We start from the raw sequence: 19,868 nt of genomic DNA, 5'->3' as shown, positions 1-19,868 counted from the left end.
GTACTGCGCTGGCTTCGGGATCACGCTGTACCTGTGGGAGCGGCCGTGGCCGCGAACACCGGCGCAGCCGGTGCCATACACCGCACCGCCTGCTTCGCGGGCTTGCCCGCTCCCACAGGTACTGCGTTGGCTTCAAGTTCATGGTGAACCTGTGGGAGCGGCTTTAGCCGCGAACACCGGCGCAGCCGGTGCCATCCACCGAGGCGCCTGCTTCGCGGGCTTGCCCGCTCCCACAAATGCCGGTGACATCCACAGCTAGTTCATTTGCTTGCCTACAACACCACTGCCCTGCTACTTCCCCTCCCCAACCGGCTCCACCCGCTGCACCACGATCTGCATATGGCTCGCCATGTCGCTCAGTATCACCTCCCCTTCCTTGTACTCCGGGGTGATCATCAGCGAGCGGACAAAATGCTCGTTGCCACCTTCGCGCTTTTGCACGTTCTCGAACGCCACGATGATCGTGTCGTTGCGCCAGTTGCTGATGTCGAAACCGCCCGCAGCAACGAACTCACTAATGTCGCGCTCGTCGTTGAACACATTGGCAGGCAGGATCAGCAGGCGGTCCTTGAGAAACACCTGATAATACTGGCGAGGCCCCACCGGCCAGTTCTGCTCCACCACGTGCTCGATGCGCCAGTGATGGACGTTATTCTCATAGACCACGACACGCTCGACCTTATGGCCATTGCAAGCAACGAGCAAGGGCAATAGCAAACCACCGAGCCAGGTACGCGTTCGGCGCAGATTCATCCCGATCCCCTCGTTACATCAGAGAAAGGTGTCATTTGGAGGTTTTAGCCGCGCGACGGTTGATTTTTCGGATGTCCCGATACTCCACCAGGCGCACGCGCATCTGGCGGTAACGCTGGCTGTTGATGATCAGCAGAGCCAGCAAACCGAACACCAGGACGGAAATGTACGCCCCCATGTGCGGGCGATAACCGTAGCTGGGCAATGCGGCGAGCAAGGCAACCACGAGGATGCCGATCACACCGCGCACGCCCCAGGCAAAGCCACGCACCATGGCAATATGCGAGGCGGCGCTCACTACACCGGCTGCCGCCAGCACCATCACCGAGAGTTCAGGGTCTGAGCTGCGCATATAGGTGGAGAACACCAGCGAGACGGTGCCGCCCAGCGCCATGCAGGAAAAGAAAAACTCGGCAATGAACACGCCGAAATAACGGGAAAGAAACGCTTGCAGCTCCTGGTCACGGGTCACTCGGTAATCTCCTCGTAAAGCCCCACTGCAACCGATTGCACGAAGCTACTGCTGCCAAAGCCCGACAAGCCGCCTATCGAGTCTTTGATCAAGGTACGCGTGGCATGCTGAATTTCGGTAGGGGTAAAACGTTTGATCGCAGTTCCCGCCGCTTGCTTCAGCTTGAGCTGCTTGGCAGTGAGCGACGGATGCTTGATGAGCAGAAGCTCCTCGGCCAGCGCCTTGCGTTGCTGCCGCGACAGGCTATGGAACAGCTCCCTCCAGCCCTTGCCGGTCGCCGCTTTGCGTGCCTGCAGGAACCGCACGGTGTTCAGGCTCGATGCGCCCACACCTGCCAGCGCGACGCCGTCCAGTATGCTCATCACGGTCTGGACCGTGTCGTTACTGTCGAGCCAGTCGTTCTGCCCTGGGTCGAACACTTCGTTGAACACTCGGTACCCGCCCATCATGCACTGCCCGGTACCCGCAGCCGCGGCGGCATAACCGACCGCCGTCAACACCATGCTGGCGCCGCCAGTGAACGGTACGGCAATGGTGCCACTGAACATGACGACCCAACCAAGATAGGCCGAGAGGCAACCCAGACTGGCGTTCACGGCCTCTGCCATCACCTTGCGCTCACGCGCGCCGGTTTGCAGCTGGGTCATGAACTGTTCAGGCGACTTGTAAGGTGCTGCCTCCTGCAGAATCACACGCTTGGGCGCAATGCTGCAGATAGGCTTGAATTCGCGCAGGACGATCACGTTGTACTCGGCATCGATATAGACAACACCAGCACCCACGATACCCGGGTCGGCATCGATGGCCCTGAACAGCTTCTGCTGGTCGACGGTCAGCAGCAGCCGCTGACGCGCCATTTGCTGCCGGTAGCCGCCCAGGGCGCCGGACATAAGATCAGTCACGACAACTCTCCTTGATTCGAAAAGCCGCTGCGCCGGCCCACGCACGCCCCGTGCAGGTCAGGCGACCTGCCAGGGGCTGCACGTGCACCAGCGCGAGCGCAACGGAGCGTGGGTTACACGTTCGGGCAAGGCACCGGCGCCCAGTCACCCATGTCGGGGCTGCGGCACATCTTGTTGACCTGGTCGACGCCGGCATTGGCCACCTGCTGGGCTTCGGCTTTCTTGGTAGTGGCCTTCTGCAGGGTCTTCTCGGTGGCGACCGCCTCTTGCGGCACCTTCGTGTTCACCTTGACGGCCTGGGTCTTCTTCTTGCCAGTGGTGGTCTTGGGCGGCTCAGCCACGGTTGCCACATCGGTACGAGCCACACCAACCTGCTTGAGGTCCTGCTCGTAGGCCTGGGTGTAGTTGTCGAGGTTTTCCGCAACGCGGCCGTTGACGGTGGCCAGCAGCTTGTTCGACTCCTGCAGGCCCGAGACGATCTCGGCCAGGCGCTTGCGCCCTTCGGTGTCGTTGATGCGGTTGGCCTTGCGGCCGTCGATCAGGCTGGTGAACTCACGCTGGTAGCAGCTTTGCGAAGCCTTGGCATAGGCCGTGGTGCGGTCCAGGTCGGCAGCGCTCTTGTCGATGTCGGTGGCGTACGAGGCAATGCGCTGCTTGTCGTCACTGATCTGCTTCTGGCGCTCGGTGTAGTAACCGGCCGCACCGCCCACCAGGGCACCACCCGCCGCACCGATGGCGGCATTGCGGCCGCGGTTGTCGCCGTCGACCAGGGCGCCGGTCAAGGCACCGCCGAGGGCCCCGATGACGGCGCCTGTGGCAACCGAGCGGGTCATGTCACCGTCGGTGGAGCGCAGATGCTGCACAGGCTCGTAGCAGCTCGGGTAGTACTCGACCTTGGTCGTGGCACCAACCTTGGACACCGGAGAGCTGGAGCAGCCCGCCAGCAGGACAGTGCTGAAACCGGCGGCGAGCAGCAGGGCGGAACGGGCATGGGTAGCCGTGAAGATGGTCTTGAACATGTCACTTTCTCACGTGGGTGGTTAAAACGGGGGGCTTCATGCCACCCCGCGGTTGCGTCAGGCAGAAGCCACTACGAAGGCCGCGCGGCGGCCGATGCCAGGAGCTCCTTGAGGATCGTTGCCGGGTCGGCCCGCCGGTTCTGGCGGTACTCCCCAACATGGCGAACGAACAGGGTCGCGCGGCTCACCAGGCTCTTGCCCAGGACCGGTTTGCGATTGAGTTCTTCCTTGACCCGCTGGAACTGCGCCTGGATCACCGCATCGGTGTAGCGCGTACCACTGGCCAGGTTGTCGATGTAGATCGCCACGGCGCCATCGAGGGCGGCGCGGCCGTTGGCGATGGCTGCGGCGTACATGCTCACGGTGGTCTGGTCGCCACGCGCCTTGGCCTCGGCCTGGGTGTTGCGCAGGTTGGTCAGGCGAATGTTGTAGTTGTTGATGGTCTCGGCCACCAGCGCGGCAGACTGGATCAGGTTGCCGGCAGCCTCTTCGCGCTGGCGACCGATCAGCGAAACGCTGCGCTTGAGTTCTTCGTTGACCAGCCCCAGCTCGGCCTGCTGGCGCGGGTCGGCGGTGGCGGCGATGATGCTGTCCAGGCGCTTGGTCGGGTCCTGCACGGCATCAATATCGTCGGTCAGGCTGGCCAGGCGCCCTTCCTTTTGCCACTGCTCGAACAGTTCCTGGTAACGCGAACGGGGTGCCGACAAGGCGCCGATGGCCACCCGGAAGCCCGTGGTCTCGTTGCGCTGTTCGGTACCGTCAGCGCCAAACAGCGGGTACTCGCGGCGCATGCCGGTAAACAGCGTGCCCTCGCCTTCCAGGTAGTTGCCGCCCTTGACCACGAAGCCACCATAGGCGCCTTGCAAGCGGCCGGCATGCACCAGCTGGAACGACTCCTGAACCATTTCGGCGGCATTGCCGATCACATCGAACAGCCCCAGCGGGTTCGGCAGCCGGGTACCGATCGGCATCAGGCGTGCGGCCTGCCCGGTGCCGCCAGCCACCTGGTTGAACACTGCCCAGTCGCCAAGCGGCCCGTCGCTGTCACTACCCTGAACCTTGCGCGGGAACAGCCGCCCTTCCAGTTCCTGGCGGCTTACCGCAGAGCCGCCACGGGCAGCGAACTCCCACTCCACTTCGGTGGGCAGGCGCACAAAACCGACCCCGCCGTCCTCGGCCTTGCTGCCCCGGCCACTGACCGGCAGCAGGTCACGGTGATGCTTGAGCAGCCAGGCACTGTAGACCGCGGCAAAGCGCTCGGCCTCGAAACGCGACAGCTTGACCTTGGGCAGGCGCCCGGCCGCCGTGGTATCGGGCTGGCAGGCCGGCGCCGCCTCGCCGCTGGCCAGCGACTGGGCCTGAGCCATCACCTGGGCATACTGCCGGGCGCTGACCTCGTACTTGCCGATGAAATACATCATCGGCTTGAGCGGGCCAGCCTGGTCGAGTTCGGGCAGGTTGGGGGCGACAGCCTTCTGCCAGGCGGGCGAAAGGTCCTGGAGGCTGAACTGGCCATTGATGAAGTCACGCCGATAACCGGAAATGAACGACTGCTGGTAGCCGGCCTCACCCTCGCTGAACGGGTAGCCGAGGTTGACCTCGCGGTCGTCCAGGCTGCCCTGGGCCAGCACGTAGACGCTGCGCAGTACCAGTTCGCCGCCGCATGGCAGCGGCAGGCTGACGTCGCCCGGCAAGGGCTTGGGGTTGTCCAGCTTGCTGGTGTCGACCGGCTGCGCCGGGGCGCTGGCGGCAGCGGCGTTGGCCGGCTTGGCAGGCGGCTCGTCGGTACCCGGCGAACAGGCCGCCAGGCCCAGCGTGGTCAGAAGCAGGGCCGTAGCCCCGAGGCGAAGTTCAGACATCACGAATTCCTTGACTGGCATCGATGCGCGTCACCCGCCAGCCACCCAGGGCAGCAGCGGCTGTGCTGGCCAGCAGCACCGCAGACAACGCAACGAAGTAATGCATGGGCAACAGATGGCTGGCGTATTCGCCTGGCACCTGCGTGAAGATCCGGTTGAGGCCCTGCTCGGCCAGCAGGTACAGGGCGCCGGCAACTGCGGCCGCCAGCACGCCGCTGTACAGCGCCTGCAACACCACGAACAGCAGCAGCGCGGCCGTGCCGAACCCCAGCAGGCGCAGCACCGCCAGCTCACGCTGCTTACGCTGTACCGCCGCCACCGCGCCAGCGGCGATGGCTGCCACGGCACCGGCCACGGCCAGGCTGGTGATGATCCAGAACACCAGGTCAAGGTTGCGGCTCAGGGCCTGCACCTGGGCGATCTGCGCTGCCTGGGTCGATACCAGCCACTTGCGTTCGGCAAAGTAGGCGCGCAGCGTCTCGACATCAGCCAGCCCACGGGCATACAGGCGAAACGCCGGGTATATCCGCTGCGCATCATTTCTTGTGGCCTCGCCCGGCCAGCCCAGCGCCGGCACGCCGCGCCCGTCGCGGTAGTCCTCGACCGCTTCGAGCAGGGCCAGGGAAGCAAACAGGCCATCGCGCTCGAACGCCGCCAACGGCAGCACGGCAGCTACCTGCAGGCGCGTCTGGCGCCATTGCACCTGGCCGGCCTGCTGCCGGCTGAAGCTGGCCTGCAGCTCATCACCGGCAGCGGCACCGAGCTTCTCGGCAGCGGTAAAGCTCAGCACCACCTGCTGCAGGCCCTGCGGCGGCGGCACCTGTTGCAACAAGGGGTCACCGGCAGCGGTCGGCAGCATCTCGACGGTTACCGCACGCCCCTTGGCAGGCAGCAGCAGCTCTGCAGTGGCGGCGATCTGCCGGGTCCGCGCGATGGCGAAGGCGACGTCCGGTCGCTGCCCCAGGGCATCGATGAAATCGGCGCGGAAACGGCCACCGCCCAAGGGAATGATCTCGCGTACGCTCGGGTCGCGTTGCAGCCGCTCGGTCAGGCTGCCGACCAGGCCGAACTTGAGCCCGAACAGCACCAGCAAGGGCGCGATCACCGCGACCAGCGCCAGCACGCTGCACGCCGACAGCCGCGCATCGTTGCGGTAGTCCTGCCAGGCCAGGCCGGCGATCAGCCACGGGCGCATCAGACGGCCTGCGCCAAGGTGGCGGTGACGCCGCCGTCGGCATCGCGCCGGCAGGCCATGCGCAGCACGCTCAACCCGGCCCGGCGCGCCAGCGCTTCGTCATGGGTGGCGAGCACGCAGGTCACCCGGCGCGCCTGTGCCTCGCGCAGCAGCAACTGCGTGACCCGCTCGGCGTTCACCGGGTCCAGCGCCGCGGTAGGCTCGTCGGCCAGCAACAATGCCGGCGCATGCGCCAGGGCCCGGGCGCAGCTGACCCGCTGACGTTGCCCCAGCGACAACGCGGCAGGTTTCTTGGCCAGCTGGTCATGCACGTCCAGCGCCTCGGCCAGGCGTTCGACGCTGCCGTCCTCGCCCAGCCCCAACAGCTGCCGTGGCAGGCTGATATTGCCACGCACATCGAGGAAACCGAGCAATCCGCCGGCCTGCAGCACATAGCCCAGCTGGCGGCTGCGCAGCGCCGCCAACTGATCGAGGCGGCGCTGGCGCCACAGGCCAGCCACATCGGTGCCGGCGAAGACGAAGCCCTCGGCGGCATCCGGCGCCAGCACCAGCGCCAGCAGGTCGAGCAAGGTACTCTTGCCGCAGCCGCTGGGGCCGACCAGCGCCACCCGTGCCCCTGCCGCCAGCTGCAGCCGGTCGATCTGCAGGCTGTAGCGCTGGGCACCCTGGCCGCGCGTCTTGTGCACCGCGTGCAGGCTGATCATCACGGCAGCGTCGACAGCGGTACACGGTACAGGGCATCGCCCGGCTCGGCCTTGCCGAAGCGCACCCAGTTGGCCATGTCGTTGTGGAAGGTTTCGTACAGGCGGATCTTCGAGTCCAGCTCGTCGATGAAATCCTCCTGTTCGGCCACCGACAGCGACAGCCACAGGTCCTCGGTCATGCTCAGGGACTTGCTGCGGTATGGCAGGCCTTCGAGGTATTCGCCCAGTACCCCGCCCTGGGCCAGGTTTGCGCCCTTGCGCAGGGCACCCGGGTCGCGGCTCATGTAGGCGCTCGCGCTGGCGATCTCGTTGAAGAAATCACCCGGCGAACTGCGGGTCTTGCGCGCAGCATCGACGATCAGCTTCAGCGACTGCTGCAGGTCATTGAGTTGCAGCTTGGTCAGCATCACGCACACCTGCAGGCTCGGCAACGCCGGGTTGGCCAGGTCATGGTCGGCGGCCCAGGCGCTGACCAGTTGCGGCGCCTGGCTGGCGCCGTTACGGCCGAGGAAGTCCATGTGCATGGCATAACCGATCGCCTGGGACTTCGCCGCCAGGCTCGCGCCCGAGCCCAACTGGGGCAACGGCTGTGGCTGCTGTTCACGCACCTGGTGCACCAGTTCGGCGAACGTCGAGCCGATCTCGCGCACGCGCTCGCCAAAGGCGCCCACATCGCCGCCCGGCACAGCCACGTACAGGTCACCGATCTGCGGGTTGCTGTCGGCGGTAAGCACGCGGTACTGGCTTTCGGCAGCGCCATGGTTTTTTACACCGGCCGGGGTGCGCAGGTGCAGGGCGTAGATCCTGATCTGCTTGCTCAACGCAGCCTGGCGAACCTCGGCCTCGTTCATCTGTGTGCTGCTGTAAGGGTCGTTCTTGCGCAGGGCACCGGCATCGCTGACCAGCAGGACGATGCGCCCGCCATAGCCCGACCAGTCCATGCCCTCCACGGCCTGCATCACGCCGGCAAAGGCATCTTCGTTGAACGAATGGCTGGAGACGCTGGTGGCCTTGACCTGCGCGGCAGCCTTGAGGAAGCGCGCCGGGTCGCGGCCCTCCTCCAGGCTGACCAGGGTCTTGCTCAGGTAGTCCAGGCCCGGGGTGCGCTTGACGCTGTTGCGAAAGCCCACCAGGCCGAAGCTGACATTGCCCAGCTCGCCCCGTGCAGCCAGTTGCGCCTGCAGTTCGCTGACCACTTGGCGCACGCGGTCGATGTAGGGTTGCATCGACACCGACGTGTCGACCACCAGGACGATGCCGGTACGGAAGCGGTTGTCCGTTGCCACGGCCGCACCGGCAGCCGTGGCCACCTGGCTGCGAACGCTGCTGCCGGGGTCGATGGAGGCGACGTTGAGCAACTGCACCGGCTGGCCGTCGGCGCCGAAGCTTTCGCGGTAGTCGAAGATCGGCATCAGGTAGAACTGGTTCTGCGGCACCGCGCTGGCGGCGGGCTCCAGGGCCAGCACCTGGGGCACCTGGTCGGGCTCGTTCTGCGCCTTGAGCAGGTCGGCGCGGGCCTTGCCGGTGTCGTCGAGCAGTTGCTGCAGGTCATCGGCCTGGCGCATGAACATCACCGGTGAACGGCCGGAACGCTCGGTAAACTTCAGCACCAGGCTTTGCTTCCAGTCGCTGGTTTGCGCCGCAGGCAACCAGCCGTCGCGCTGGCCGCTGCTGGAGGCGCCAACTTCCAGCCAGGGCTGGCCGTCGATGTCCTTGCGCTGGTACACGTACAGCACCGAGAACGCCGGCAGCGGTTCACCCGCGCTGTCACCGGGCCGTGCGCGCAGTTGCGCTTCGGGCTTGCTCAGCACGCGTTGGAACAGGGTTTTCTTGCCCGGCATCAACAAAGGCCGGCCGTCTTCGCTGGCCGCTGGCGGTGGAGCGGTTGTCGTCAACGGTTCGCTCGCGGTTTGCGCCACGGGTGGCTGCACATCCGGTTGGTCGCTGCCACTGCGCAACCAGAACAAGGTCGCGCCCAGGCCAAGCGCCGCGGCTATGGCCACGGCCAGCATGGCCTTGGCCGGCATGCCCGAGGCTGGTTTCCGCGGCGCAGCGGGCCTGGGCCGGGACGGCTCCTTTGCAAGCGTGGGTGAGCCCACCGGCTCGGCCGTGGCCTGCGGAATATCGATGGACACCGGCGTCAAGCCGCCAAGGTCTGCCTTGCCCGGCATCGCGACCGGCAACGGCCGGATCACTGTGCTGTCCTGGTCATCGGCAGGCAAGCGGTCGAGTGCGGCCAGCAACGCGTCGGCATCGGCGAAGCGTTGGTCGGGGTCCTTGGCCAGCAGCCCGCGCAGGATGTCCTGGTAGCGCCCGTGCTCGATGGGCAGCTCCGGAAGTGGCTCGGTCAGGTGGGCCAGTGCGGTCGACAACGCATCGGTGCCACGGTAGGGCAGCTCGCCGACAAGGATCTCGTACAGCACCACCCCAAGCGCATACAGGTCGGCGCGGCCGTCGATGTCCATTCCCCGCGCCTGCTCCGGGCTCATATAGCTCGGGGTGCCGACGGCGAAGCCAGCCTGGGTGAACTGGGTGCGGTCATCCAGCGACTTGGCGATGCCAAAGTCCGAGAGCACCGCCGTGCCGTCGGCGCGGAACAGGATGTTGGCCGGTTTCACGTCGCGGTGCACCAACCCCTGGCCGTGGGCATAACCCAGCGCCTGGGCGATCTGCCGCACATACAGCAAGCCCTGCTCGGGTGCAAGCCCGGCGGCGATGCGCTCCTTGAGGGTGCCGCTGGGCAGGTACTCCATGGCCATGTAGTACAGCTCGCCGACGTTGCCGATGTCATGGATGGTGGCGATGTGCGGGTGGGCCAGCCGCGCCAGGGTGCGCCCTTCGCGCAGGAAGCGCTCGCAGAAGGTAGGGTCGGCGGCAAGGCTCGCGGCCATCACCTTCAGCGCCACCTTGCGCTGCAGCGAGCGCTGGGTGGCCAGGTAGACGCTGGCCATGGCGCCCTGGCCAATCTCGCTGTCGATGTCGAATCCGGGAATCTGCATGTTCGGGGTGCTCTTCATTTCGCCTTCACCACCACGGCGGTGATGTTGTCAGGGGCGCCACGGGTCAGCCCCAGGTGCACCAGGCTGCGGACCACCTGATAGGGGTCGGCGTGGCCGAGCACGTCGGCGATCTCGTGGTCTTCGGCGGTCTTGTTCAAGCCGTCGCTGCACAGCAGGTAGGTGTCGCCCGGCTGTACCTGCACATCCACCGCCTGGAGTTCGAGCTGGTCCTCGACGCCGATGGCGCGGGTGACGATGTTGCCGCGCGGATGCACGCGGGCTTCGGCCTCGTTGAGCAGGCCGCTGTCCTGCAGTTCCTGGACATAGCTGTGGTCATGCGACAGGCGCTCGATGCGGCCATCGCGCAGCCGATACAGGCGGCTGTCACCGGCCCACAGGCCTACCGCCCGGTCGCCGCGGGCGGCCAGGACCACCACCGTGCTGCCCATCATCGCCACGCCCCGGCGCAAGGTCTCCTCGCGTACCGCGCGGTTGACCCGGGCCAAGGTGTCGCGCAGGGCCTGGGTGAAATCCTCCAACCCATCGATGAGCGGCAACTGGCGCAGGCTGTCCACGGCCAGGCTGCTCACATAGTCGCCGGCGGCATGCCCACCCATGCCGTCGGCAACGGCCCACAGGCCATCCCAGGTCAGCTCCAGGCAGGCGTCTTCGTTGATCTTGCGGACCATGCCTACATGGCTGTAGCTGGCCGCGCTGTAGTGCACGCGGCTCATGCCGGTTTCGCCTCGCTGCCCAGCAGGAACGCGGCGAACTGCTCGCTGCGCGGCAGGCCCTGGCTACGCAGCAGGCCAGGTGCGATCCGCTCGCTGCCCAGGCCCCACCACAGGCTCATGCCTTCGCAGGCACATTCGGCCAGGGCCAACGCCCTGCCCTGCGGCGTGCTGCCGTCCAGCCGCTGCAACCCGCCCACGGCCACACGTGGCCCCTGCAGCAGCGGCCGGGGTTGGTCGAAAGGCTGCAAGGCTGCCTCGAAATGCTCGAAAGCCGCATCCGCTTCAAGCGTGCCCAGCAACGCCGCCTCGACACCTTCGAACCACTCATCGGCCCCGCCAACGATGCCTGCGATCGCCACCCCGGGCTCCAGCACCTGCGCCACGCTCAGCGGAAAATACCGCCCCACCCGGTCGATGCTCGGCATCAGCACGCCGACCACCGCGTCCGGGCCACACACCCCAGGCGCCAGGGCAAAGCGCCACAACGGGCTGACCAGGTAGGCCTGCAGCCACGCCTCGCCAAGCGCCTGCTGGCTGGCCTGGATACCGGCGGCCAGCCACTGGTCCCAGGGCTGGATGAAGGTCTGTGGCAAGCCACGGCTGACGAAGTCGCCGCGGCAGGCCAGTTTTCCGTAGAAACCCACGTCGTTCACAGATGCTCCGGCAGGCTGAAACCGCTGACCACTCGGCTGCGGAACGGGTTGAAGGCGCTGCTGGCACGCAGCTCGTACGACACGCTGGCGCCATCCACGCGCAAACGCAGGTTGAAACGCTCCGGCGAGCTGCCAGCCACCAGGTCGGCCTGGTCGAGCAGGCGGAACCACGCCCATGGGCCCTCCACGGTCAGCCCCGAACGGCCGCTGGCCGATGGCGGCGCGATCGACAGGCGAACCACGCCGATGCTGTTCGGGTTGGGCCACTGCAACGCCACCGGGCGGCTCGGGCCGTGGTCGTAGCTGACTTGCTGGCCGTCGAGATCGAGCAGGAACTGGGTGATGCTCGCGTCCATCGCCACCGGCTTGAGCTCGAAACGCACGCTTGGCTGCAGGCCGTTACCGCTGCGGAAGAACGCGTCGCGGATGGTCGCCGCGCGCTGGAAGGTGTACAGCACATTACCGCTGATCCCAAGCTTCTGCGCAGCGCCCGGCTGCCAGCTCCAGGGCGTGCTGGAAGTATTGACGTAGGGCTGCAGGTACTTGCGGAAGTAGTTGTCCATCACCCCACCGACCCCGAAGAACTGGCCGAAGTCTTCCAAGGTGGCGTCGCGCGAACTGCCGGCCACCAGCGGGTAGCGGCCGCTGAGCGACTGGCGGTAGACATTCAGCACTTCGCTGGCCCAGGCGGCATTGAGCTGGTTGCGCACCCCGCCCATGACGATGCCATGGGTCGAGCCGAGTACCGAACTGACCAGGTTCTGCACCACCCTGGGCTGGCGCGCCGCGCCCAGGGCTACCCGTTGCGCCGCAGCCTGGGCCTGGTTCTTGGCCTCGCCGAGCAAGGCGTCGCCGCTGGCACCGACCATGGCGCTGACCTGCACGTACAGCGCATTGAGGTCGGTGAGCAAGCCGTCGATGGCGGCGGGCTGGCCTTCACCGCTGCCGACCAGCGTGGCCAGCTCGGCGAAGTGCGCGGTCACCGGGTCCTGCGTGCGGGCTGCGGGACTGTCGACGGGCAGCGGCGCGTCGCCGAGCAGCCCGCCAAGGCGCTGGCGCAGCTGGTCGACACCGGCCTGCTCGGCCTTGTCCTGGACCTTGTCGAGCGTGGTCGGCTGCGCCAGGTTGGTTTCACGGGCCACCGCCTGCAACAGCTGCTTCATCGGCGAGGTCGGCCCGGACAGCACCCGCAGCACGTCGGCGGCTTGGCCAACGCTGGTGACAGGCACGACGTCCAGGTCGTCGAGCAGGGCATCCCAGTGGCGGATGTAATCCTGGTAGTAGAGTTGCTGCACATCGTCGGCCAGGCGTTTGGCATCGCCCGCTTCGCCCGGCGCGCGGCCCAGTACCCAGCGTTCCTCGGCCAGCGTGGTGCTCTGCGCCAGGCTGGCGGCGAGAAATGCCTGGCGGTAGCCCTGCACGGTGAACAGCCCCGGCAGCGGCTCGCTCAACGGCTTGCCGCTCTTGAAGCGAAACACCAGGGCGGCATCACGCCCGGCAGCGTCGCTGACGCGGAAGTCTTCGACCCCGCCTGGCAGCTTCTGGCGCTTGACGCGGTCGTAAACACGCTGGGCCACCGGCAACTGCTGCAGCTGGCGACGGGTGTCGTCGATCAGGCGCTGGTCCAGGCGTGCGTTCGGCGGACGTTTCTCGAACAGCGCCGCCAGGTGCTGCCCCAGGGCTTGACGCAGGTCGGGCGCAAGGTCGCGGGGTAACTGGCGCTCCCAGTCGAGGGTGATCCAGGCCTTGATGAAGTCTGGGTCGTAATGCTCGGCATCAGCCAGCATCAGGTAGGCCTTGAGCCCTTCGTAGAGGTAATCGGATGGCCCCCCGGCATACAGCTGTTCCTCGATGCGGGTGACCAGGCGCGGGGCGAAAATGGCGATCAGCAGCTTGCGGTACAGGCTCTGCGATTCGCTTTCGAGCATGTCGCCCTGGTACAGGCCCAGGCCCTCGGCCCAGTTGGGAGGGTCGTCGGCCAGGTGGCGGACGGCGTTCAGCAGCGGCAGCACGTCGACCACGTTGCGCTGCGCAGGGCTCAGGCCTTGCACGCTTTTGCCCAGTGGCTGAAGGCGGCTGTCGACTTCGGCGATGTATTGCTGGTTGGCCCGATAACTGAGGGCCCACAAGGTCCCGACCAACAGCACCAGCGCCACGCTCACGGCCAGCGCACCACGGGCGATCCACCGGCGCCGCCGCTCCACCTTGGGGTTGCTGCCGACCAGGCCACGCTCGGCGAAGGCCACGGCAGTGAACAACCGCTCGATGAAATAGCTGCGCCCGCTACCGCTCTGGCGTGCCAGGTGCGCACGGTCCAGGCCCATGCTCTGGGCCATGCTGCCGATCAGCCGGTCGATGGGGCTGCCTTCCTGGGTGCCGCTGGTGAAGTACACACCGCGCAGCAACGCCCGTGCCTCGAAGGCATTGGGCTTGAAGATGCCGTCGAGGAAGGCCTTGAGGTTGCCACGCAGGGCGGCGAACTGTTGCACGAAGCCGTAGACAAGGTCGCGCCGGGCCGGGTCGCGTTCCTGTTGCAGGCGCTCGACCAGGCGCTCACCGAGCCGCCGCTCGAGCAATGCGAACTCGTTGTCGAACTGCGCCAACGGGCCGTCAGCGCCCTGCTCCAGGGTATCCAGCGGGAAGGTCATGCCCCACACCTGGGCGCGCTCGTCCTTGCCCAGGTTGTCGAAGAACTCCATGAAGCCCGGCACCAGGTCGAGCTTGGTCAGCATCAGGTACACCGGGAAGCGCACGCCCAGCTGGCTGTACAGTTCCTGGATGCGCGCACGGATCGCCACGGCGTGGGCGGCGCGCTCGGCGTCGCTGCCCCGCAGCAGGTCGGACAGGCTGATGGCGATGAATGCACCGTCGATGGGGCGGCGCGAGCGCTGGGTCTTGAGCAGGTCGAGAAAGCCCAGCCAGGCCGCCTTGTCGACCTGGGCGTGGCTGTCCTGGGTGGTGTAGCGGCCGGCAGTGTCGAGCAGCACCGCCTGGTCGGTGAACCACCAGTCGCAGTTGCGCGTGCCGCCCACACCGCGGATGGCGCCCTCGCCCAGTTGCGCGGCCAGCGGGAAGTGCAGGCCGGAGTTGACCAGCGCGGTGGTCTTGCCCGAGCCGGGCGGGCCGATGATCACGTACCACGGCAGCTCGTAAAGGTTGCGACGCTCGTCACCGCCCAGGCGGGCCTTCTTCAACAGGGCCAGGGCCTCGTCCATGCGCTGGCGCAGCGCCGCCAGCTCTTCGGTGGTGGCCACGCTGGCAGGGTCCGGGGCGGTTTCTGCGGCCAGGCTCTGCATGACCTTGGCCGCCTGCCGGCGCGCCTGCACGATGCGCCAGGCGCGGTAGCCGCCCCACAGGGCGAACAGCAGGACGATCAGCAGCCAACGTGGCGTGGGCGACGCCAGCATGTCCAGCAACGGCCCGACGAACCAGATGATCAGGCTCAGGGCGATCAGGCCCAGCAGCGGGATCACCCAGCGAATGACAAAACTGAAAAACGCCTTCACTCGACGCCCTCCGCCAGAACGGTGATTTCAACCCGGCGATTCTTCGCCCGGCCCTGCGCGGTGTCGTTCGACGCCAGGGGCTCGGTGTCGCTCAGCCCTTGGGCGCTGAAGCGCTCGGGTTGCCCGGTGCGCGCGGCGAGGATGCCCTTGACCTCTTCGGCGCGCGCTTGCGACAACGCCCAGTTGGACGGGAAGCGCAACGTCGCGATGCGCTGGTTGTCGCTGTGCCCGGTGACCCGGACATTGCCCTTGACCTTGGCCACTGCCTCGGCGATGCGCAGCATCAGCGGCTGGAAATCGCCCTTGATGCTGGCGCTGGCGCTGGCGAACAGCTCGTCACCGCGAATGGTCACCACCGAGCGGTCGACCGCGTCTTCGACGGAAACCCGGCCGGCCTTGATGTCATCGGCGAGGAACCCGGCCAGGCGCGGGCGCTCCACGGGCTTGGGCTGCAGCACCGGGCGGTCCATGGCTTGTACCGGGATTTCGCCCAGCGCGTGGATACCCCGGAACACCGGCTCGGCATCGGCGGCCAGCTTCAGGCGCAGGCCGAACAACAGCAGCAACAGCAATGCCGCGGCCACCGCCAGGCCCACCCATGGCGGCACGAACTGGGCCAGGCGGTCACGGCTGACAGCCACCCCACGCCAGTGTGGCGAGAGTTCGCGCTCACGTTCGCCACGGGCACTGCGAATTGCCGCAGCGGTACGCTCGCGCAGCGCTTCGAGCTGGGCGCGGCCATCGTTCATGACCCGGTAGCGGCCCTCGAAGCCAAGGCTGGTGCACAGGTACAACAGCTCCAGCAGGTTGAGGCGTTCGCGCGGGCTCTGCAGGCAATGCTCCATCAGCTGGAACACCTTCTCACCACCCCAGGCCTCGTTGTGCACCGTGATCAGCAAGCTCTGCCGGCTCCAGTCGCTGGCACTGCCCCACGGCGTGCTGAGCACCGCCTCGTCCAGCGCGGTGCACAGCGCATAGCGCGCCAGCAGCACCTCGTTGCGCACCACACCGGCGGCTTCGGCACGGGTCTCGAACTGGCGCAGATAGGCCAGCAACTGCGCCCGCAGGCTGGCCGGCGCCGAATGAGCGATGGTGTTGCGCAGGCGGGTAAGCAAGGCCAGCAACGGCCCGGCCGCCTGCTCGAGCGGGTTGACACCCACGCCCTGGCCAGGCGCCAGGGGCTCGGCCGGTACCTGCAACGGCGGCGGCTGCGGCGCTGGCGCGGCGGGTTGCGGGGCAGCACGGCCACCGGGGCGCGGCATGAACTGGGTACGGTCGTTGGCCTGCGGATCTTCCGGGTGCATCACGGGTTATCCTCGAATGGCCCAGAAGGCCAGGCTCAGGCCGGGGAACTCGCCGGCGACGTAGAAGGCAAAGCCACCGGAGTGTTGCAACTGCTTCCAGTGCTCGCTGCCCCGGTCGAGCTCGAAGTAGGTGGAGCCGGCATGGAACGGGATCTGCCTAGGCGCCACCGGCAACGGCAGCAGGCCGATGCCTGGCAGTTGCAGGTTGACCAGGTCGCGGATGTGCTCCACCGAGCCGATCTTGCTCTGTTGGCCAAAGCGGCTACGCAGCGTCTCGCTGGGCACATCGGCACGCACCACCAGGACGAAACTGGCGCTGTCGAGCAGGCTGCGGTCGGCAAGCATGCCAACGTGGATGCCGTAGGCCTTCTCGACGATGGGAATGGCCACCGCCTTGCTGTCGATCAGCGTCGACAAGGCCTCGCGCAAGGCGGCCATCACTGGCGCGAAGGTCGCCGCCAGGTCGTCGTGCTGATACACCGGGAAGCTGTGCGGGCGGCGGCCATCGCGGGTGAAGGTGGCGAACTCGCCAGCCAGGGCCACCAGCTCGCTGTACAGCCGCTCTGGGTGCAGCGGGCTTAGCTGGTTGAGGTGTTCGACCAGCGGCTGGGTGCGGTTGACCAGTTGCAGCAGCATGAAATCGGCAATCTCCGACGCCCCGCCATTGGCCGAGGCGACCACCCTGCCCGCCAGCGCTTCGCCACGTTGGTGCAGCAGGCCCAGCAGCTCGCCGCAAAAGCCGGACAGTTGCTGGCTGGCCGCCACGTCGAGTACCGGCGGGATGTAGCTGTCATCCACCACCAGCGCGCGGTCGGCGCGCTTTTCGCGGATGCGCAGCATGCCGAGGGCGGCGTAGTCGCTCAGGCCGTCCTCGCTGCGCAGCAGGCGCAGGGCACGGCTGCCGAGGGCCAGCGGGGCACGGTTCTCGAACGGCGCGTTGTCGTCACGCACCTCGCTGACACGGCTGACATAGCGGGCGCCAGCGACGGCTTCGCCCTCGTCGACGGTGTCGCGGGCCCCCGCCCGCTTGAGTGGCAGCCCCAGGTGGACAACGCCATCGCGCAGATCGTCGGGCACTTCCAGCGGCGCAGGTGGCAGGTCGTCGCGGGGGATGTCGAACGGCGTGCCGTCGGGCAGCAAGCCGCGGGCGCTGAGAATCGCCACCTTGCCCTGGGCAAGCAGGCCCTGGTCGAGCAGCAGCTCGGAGAAACCCCACGCGGCCACGCTCAGCGGCCGGTTGCGGGCGTCGACCAGGTGTTCGAGGTAGCGATCATGCTGTTGGAAATGCTGGGTCGTGATGAACATGCCTTCCGACCACACCACGCGATTGTTCCAGGACATGGGGACTCCGATTGCCTAGCGGGCAGGTTCAGGTTGTGGGGTGGCCACGGCGCTGCGCACGGCACGCACATCGAGGCTGATCTGATAGTCCCGCGGCGGCACCGGCAGCACGCTGCGCCACTGGGCCTGGTCGATCTCGCGGTAACCGACCACCAGGCCGATGTGGCGAGTGGCAGGGTCGAGCGGACGTTCCAGGCGCAACTGGCCGCCGGGCTGCAACAGCACTTCGTCCTGGTCGATCAGGTCGGCGCCGAGGGTGGCCTGGGCGCGCTCGGCCAGGGCGAAGTAGTCGGCACGGGCAAATGCGGCGCTGTTCTTCAGCTCGTACAGGCGCACCCGTACCGGCGCAGGCGTGCCGCCAGGGCCCGGGTTCAGCCCCTCGGCGGCACTGAAATACAGGGTCACGGCTGTGCTGTCCGGTGCACTGTCGGCAGCGGGGGCAACCGGCGTGTCCTTGCTGCAGGCAGCCAGCAGCACCAGGCTCAGGGCTGCGACCAGTCGTATTGCTTTCATCCTTGTCCTCTTGACGTACCGTGGTCTTCCTGGGTGCGCTCAACTACGTTGCAAACGGCTGCTGTGGGCCTCGTAGGCGCGGCTGAATTCGCGGCCGAACAGTTCCTGGAAATCGTCTTCGGCTTCACGGGAGATCTGCCCGTAAAGCTCGGTGAACTGCTGCCAGCAGTGGGCCTGGCGCGAGCCGCCGAACAACTTGGCCAGCCCTGCCGCAGGCGCCAGGCGCTGCTCCAGGCGCGCCGGCTGGAAACACGCGAGCAGGTGCTTGATTGCGGCCTGCACGCCCGCCATCACCGCCAGCTGGTGGGCGCGCACATCATCGAAGCTTTCGCGCACGGCCTGGTCCGGCGCCATGAACGCCTGGTTACCGTGACGCAGCAACAGCAGCAACGCCTCGTCGGCATTGGGGGCGAACTTCAGCGGGTTGTTCTGCACCGGGGCGATGGTGGTCTGCTGCATGCGGAACTCGCCCTTCAGGCTGCTGCGTGCACGCAACACGTCGATCAGGCCCTCCACCATCAAGCGGTAGCTCTGGCCGATGGCCTCCATTTGCGCGGCGGCGTCGGCGGCGTCGATGCGCAGGTGCTCGATACCGGCGCCGCGCAGGAACGCCTGCAGCAACGCATCGCTGCTTGCGGCTGGCGCAGGTGCGGCGACTGGTGCGCCTGCAGCAGGCTGTACAGGCGCTGCCGGAACGGCTGGCGCAGGCGGCGCAGTCGGGGTCGGGGCCGGGGACTGTGCCGGTGCCGGTGCCGAGCCGAACAGGTTCCAGTCTTCCGGGATCATCCCCGGCGCAGCCGGTTCGGCGGCCGGGGCAGGCGCCACCACCGGGGTTGGCGGGCGGAAGTCGTGCTGCTGAGCCGGCACATGGTCGGGCTGGCTGACCGGCGGCACGCTCGAGGGGCCGAGGAAGTCGAACAGGTCAGGCAGCGTGTCGTGGTTCGACGCACCTTGCAGGAACGCAGCCGGCGCACCGGAAATCGGCGGGGCGGGAACGGCCGGGGCCGCCACCTGGTTGGCCATCAGCGCCTCGAAACTGTGTACCTGGGGTTCGCCCTCCAGGGCGCCAGGCAGGTTCGCCTCGATGCGCGCCTGTATCTCGTATTCCCCAATACGGATAACTTCGCCATCCAGTAACTGCTCACTGTTACCGCGACGCAAGCGAATACCGGCACGAACTAATTCCACACCGTTCGTACTGTCATCGGTCAAAAAATATCGCCCGTCCTTGAACTGGATCACACAATGCCGGGCCGATACCAACCGCTCGGGGTCAGGAAGTACCCAGTCATTATCCGCCGCACGGCCAAGCGTGATGGCACCGGTTTCCAGCCGCATCTCCGGGCATTGCCCGGGAGTAATCTTGTGGTAACTAGTGATAGTTAGGCAAAGTGCCATCACGCCTCCATGCATCCATTTAAAACATCAATCCATCCATTTGAGTTGTTTCCCCACAACCACTCAAATACAGCTGCACCCCTTGATTTACGGGGGCTTCGTGCACACAACCGAACATACGACGGCTATTCAACGCTAATGCCGAGGCTAACCGAATGGAATCGGACGAGTGGTGCTCGGTAACTGCCAACGGATTCACAGCTGGCACTCGGGGGCGCGTAGCTTACCTTGACACTCGCGAATAAATAAACCATAAATGCGCAACTTCGAAGTGCCAAAATAATATCACCATGATATCACCCCGGCACTCTTTGGAAAGTTTGTGCGCCAGTTCACACTTGCAACTTCGCACAACAACACGCCCTCACCAAGGGCCGATATGGAGATCGAATTCTGGTGAACGCATCGCCGCTGCTCGCCGCTGTTTCCGCTGACTTTCCCTAGGTCGGATTAGCTAGTTGGTGGGGTAATGGCTCACCAAGGCGACGATCCGTAACTGGTCTGAGAGGATGATCA

Annotated in this window: 15 protein-coding genes and 1 rRNA gene; 1 reads left to right on the top strand and 15 read right to left on the bottom strand. The window is 66.6% G+C overall.

Annotated elements, in window-relative coordinates; translation table 11 throughout:
- Positions 1-291: 291 nt before the first annotated feature.
- The 15 genes from ACGLHT_RS28975 to tagH all read right to left on the bottom strand — a co-directional run bounded on the left by ACGLHT_RS28975 (position 292) and on the right by tagH (position 19,352).
- Positions 292-753, bottom strand: a complete 462-nt coding sequence (locus ACGLHT_RS28975) for a hypothetical protein (RefSeq protein ID WP_075046083.1) — start codon at positions 751-753, stop codon at positions 292-294.
- Positions 754-784: 31 nt separating this feature from the next.
- The gene (locus ACGLHT_RS28970; RefSeq protein WP_274121041.1) at positions 785-1,225 is read right to left on the bottom strand and encodes a hypothetical protein; all 441 of its coding nucleotides are present in this window, start codon (positions 1,223-1,225) and stop codon (positions 785-787) included.
- Entirely contained in the window at positions 1,222-2,115 is an 894-nt protein-coding gene (locus ACGLHT_RS28965) for a hypothetical protein (protein ID WP_038408275.1), read from the bottom strand. The genes ACGLHT_RS28970 and ACGLHT_RS28965 overlap by 4 nt, the downstream gene beginning before the upstream one ends.
- 125 nt (positions 2,116-2,240) lie before the next feature.
- A complete protein-coding gene (gene tagQ / locus ACGLHT_RS28960; protein ID WP_274121040.1) occupies positions 2,241-3,146 on the bottom strand; it encodes a type VI secretion system-associated lipoprotein TagQ in 906 nt (301 codons plus the stop codon).
- Positions 3,147-3,217: 71 nt separating this feature from the next.
- Positions 3,218-5,005, bottom strand: a complete 1,788-nt coding sequence (locus ACGLHT_RS28955) for an SUMF1/EgtB/PvdO family nonheme iron enzyme (protein ID WP_274121038.1) — start codon at positions 5,003-5,005, stop codon at positions 3,218-3,220.
- Positions 4,998-6,200, bottom strand: a complete 1,203-nt coding sequence (locus ACGLHT_RS28950; RefSeq protein ID WP_274121037.1) for an ABC transporter permease — start codon at positions 6,198-6,200, stop codon at positions 4,998-5,000. The genes ACGLHT_RS28955 and ACGLHT_RS28950 overlap by 8 nt, the downstream gene beginning before the upstream one ends.
- Positions 6,200-6,904: an ATP-binding cassette domain-containing protein gene (locus ACGLHT_RS28945; RefSeq protein WP_274121036.1), complete on the bottom strand. Its 705-nt coding sequence runs from the start codon at positions 6,902-6,904 to the stop codon at positions 6,200-6,202. Before ACGLHT_RS28945 ends, ACGLHT_RS28950 begins: the two co-directional genes overlap by 1 nt.
- A complete protein-coding gene (locus tag ACGLHT_RS28940; RefSeq protein ID WP_274121035.1) occupies positions 6,904-9,921 on the bottom strand; it encodes a serine/threonine-protein kinase in 3,018 nt (1,005 codons plus the stop codon). Before ACGLHT_RS28940 ends, ACGLHT_RS28945 begins: the two co-directional genes overlap by 1 nt.
- On the bottom strand, positions 9,918-10,637 hold the full coding sequence (locus tag ACGLHT_RS28935) for a PP2C family serine/threonine-protein phosphatase (protein ID WP_075046091.1): 720 nt from the start codon (positions 10,635-10,637) through the stop codon (positions 9,918-9,920). Before ACGLHT_RS28935 ends, ACGLHT_RS28940 begins: the two co-directional genes overlap by 4 nt.
- Positions 10,634-11,290 (bottom strand): type VI secretion system-associated protein TagF, encoded by a 657-nt coding sequence (gene tagF, locus ACGLHT_RS28930; RefSeq protein WP_137164678.1) that lies wholly within the window; start codon positions 11,288-11,290, stop codon positions 10,634-10,636. Before tagF ends, ACGLHT_RS28935 begins: the two co-directional genes overlap by 4 nt.
- Positions 11,287-14,796 (bottom strand): type VI secretion system membrane subunit TssM, encoded by a 3,510-nt coding sequence (gene tssM, locus ACGLHT_RS28925; RefSeq protein WP_274121034.1) that lies wholly within the window; start codon positions 14,794-14,796, stop codon positions 11,287-11,289. The genes tagF and tssM overlap by 4 nt, the downstream gene beginning before the upstream one ends.
- Positions 14,793-16,100: a DotU family type VI secretion system protein gene (locus ACGLHT_RS28920; RefSeq protein WP_085619145.1), complete on the bottom strand. Its 1,308-nt coding sequence runs from the start codon at positions 16,098-16,100 to the stop codon at positions 14,793-14,795. Before ACGLHT_RS28920 ends, tssM begins: the two co-directional genes overlap by 4 nt.
- A 6-nt stretch (positions 16,101-16,106) precedes the next feature.
- Positions 16,107-17,441 carry a type VI secretion system baseplate subunit TssK gene (tssK, locus tag ACGLHT_RS28915; RefSeq protein ID WP_274121033.1) on the bottom strand — a complete coding sequence of 445 codons (1,335 nt, stop codon included), beginning with the start codon at positions 17,439-17,441 and terminating at the stop codon, positions 16,107-16,109.
- Positions 17,442-17,456: 15 nt separating this feature from the next.
- Positions 17,457-17,954 (bottom strand): type VI secretion system lipoprotein TssJ, encoded by a 498-nt coding sequence (tssJ, locus tag ACGLHT_RS28910; RefSeq protein ID WP_274121032.1) that lies wholly within the window; start codon positions 17,952-17,954, stop codon positions 17,457-17,459.
- A gap of 39 nt (positions 17,955-17,993) precedes the next feature.
- On the bottom strand, positions 17,994-19,352 hold the full coding sequence (gene tagH, locus ACGLHT_RS28905; RefSeq protein ID WP_274121031.1) for a type VI secretion system-associated FHA domain protein TagH: 1,359 nt from the start codon (positions 19,350-19,352) through the stop codon (positions 17,994-17,996).
- Positions 19,353-19,798: 446 nt separating this feature from the next.
- On the opposite strand from tagH, the gene ACGLHT_RS28900 reads away from it, so the two are divergent.
- A 16S ribosomal RNA gene (locus tag ACGLHT_RS28900) occupies positions 19,799-19,868 on the top strand; the annotation flags it as partial.

This window comes from Pseudomonas sp. PsB (assembly GCF_043658375.1).
GTDB classification, from domain to species: domain Bacteria; phylum Pseudomonadota; class Gammaproteobacteria; order Pseudomonadales; family Pseudomonadaceae; genus Aquipseudomonas; species Aquipseudomonas putida_Z.
Note: the sequence above shows the minus strand (reverse complement) of the source record. Positions and strands in the feature narration are given on the sequence as shown.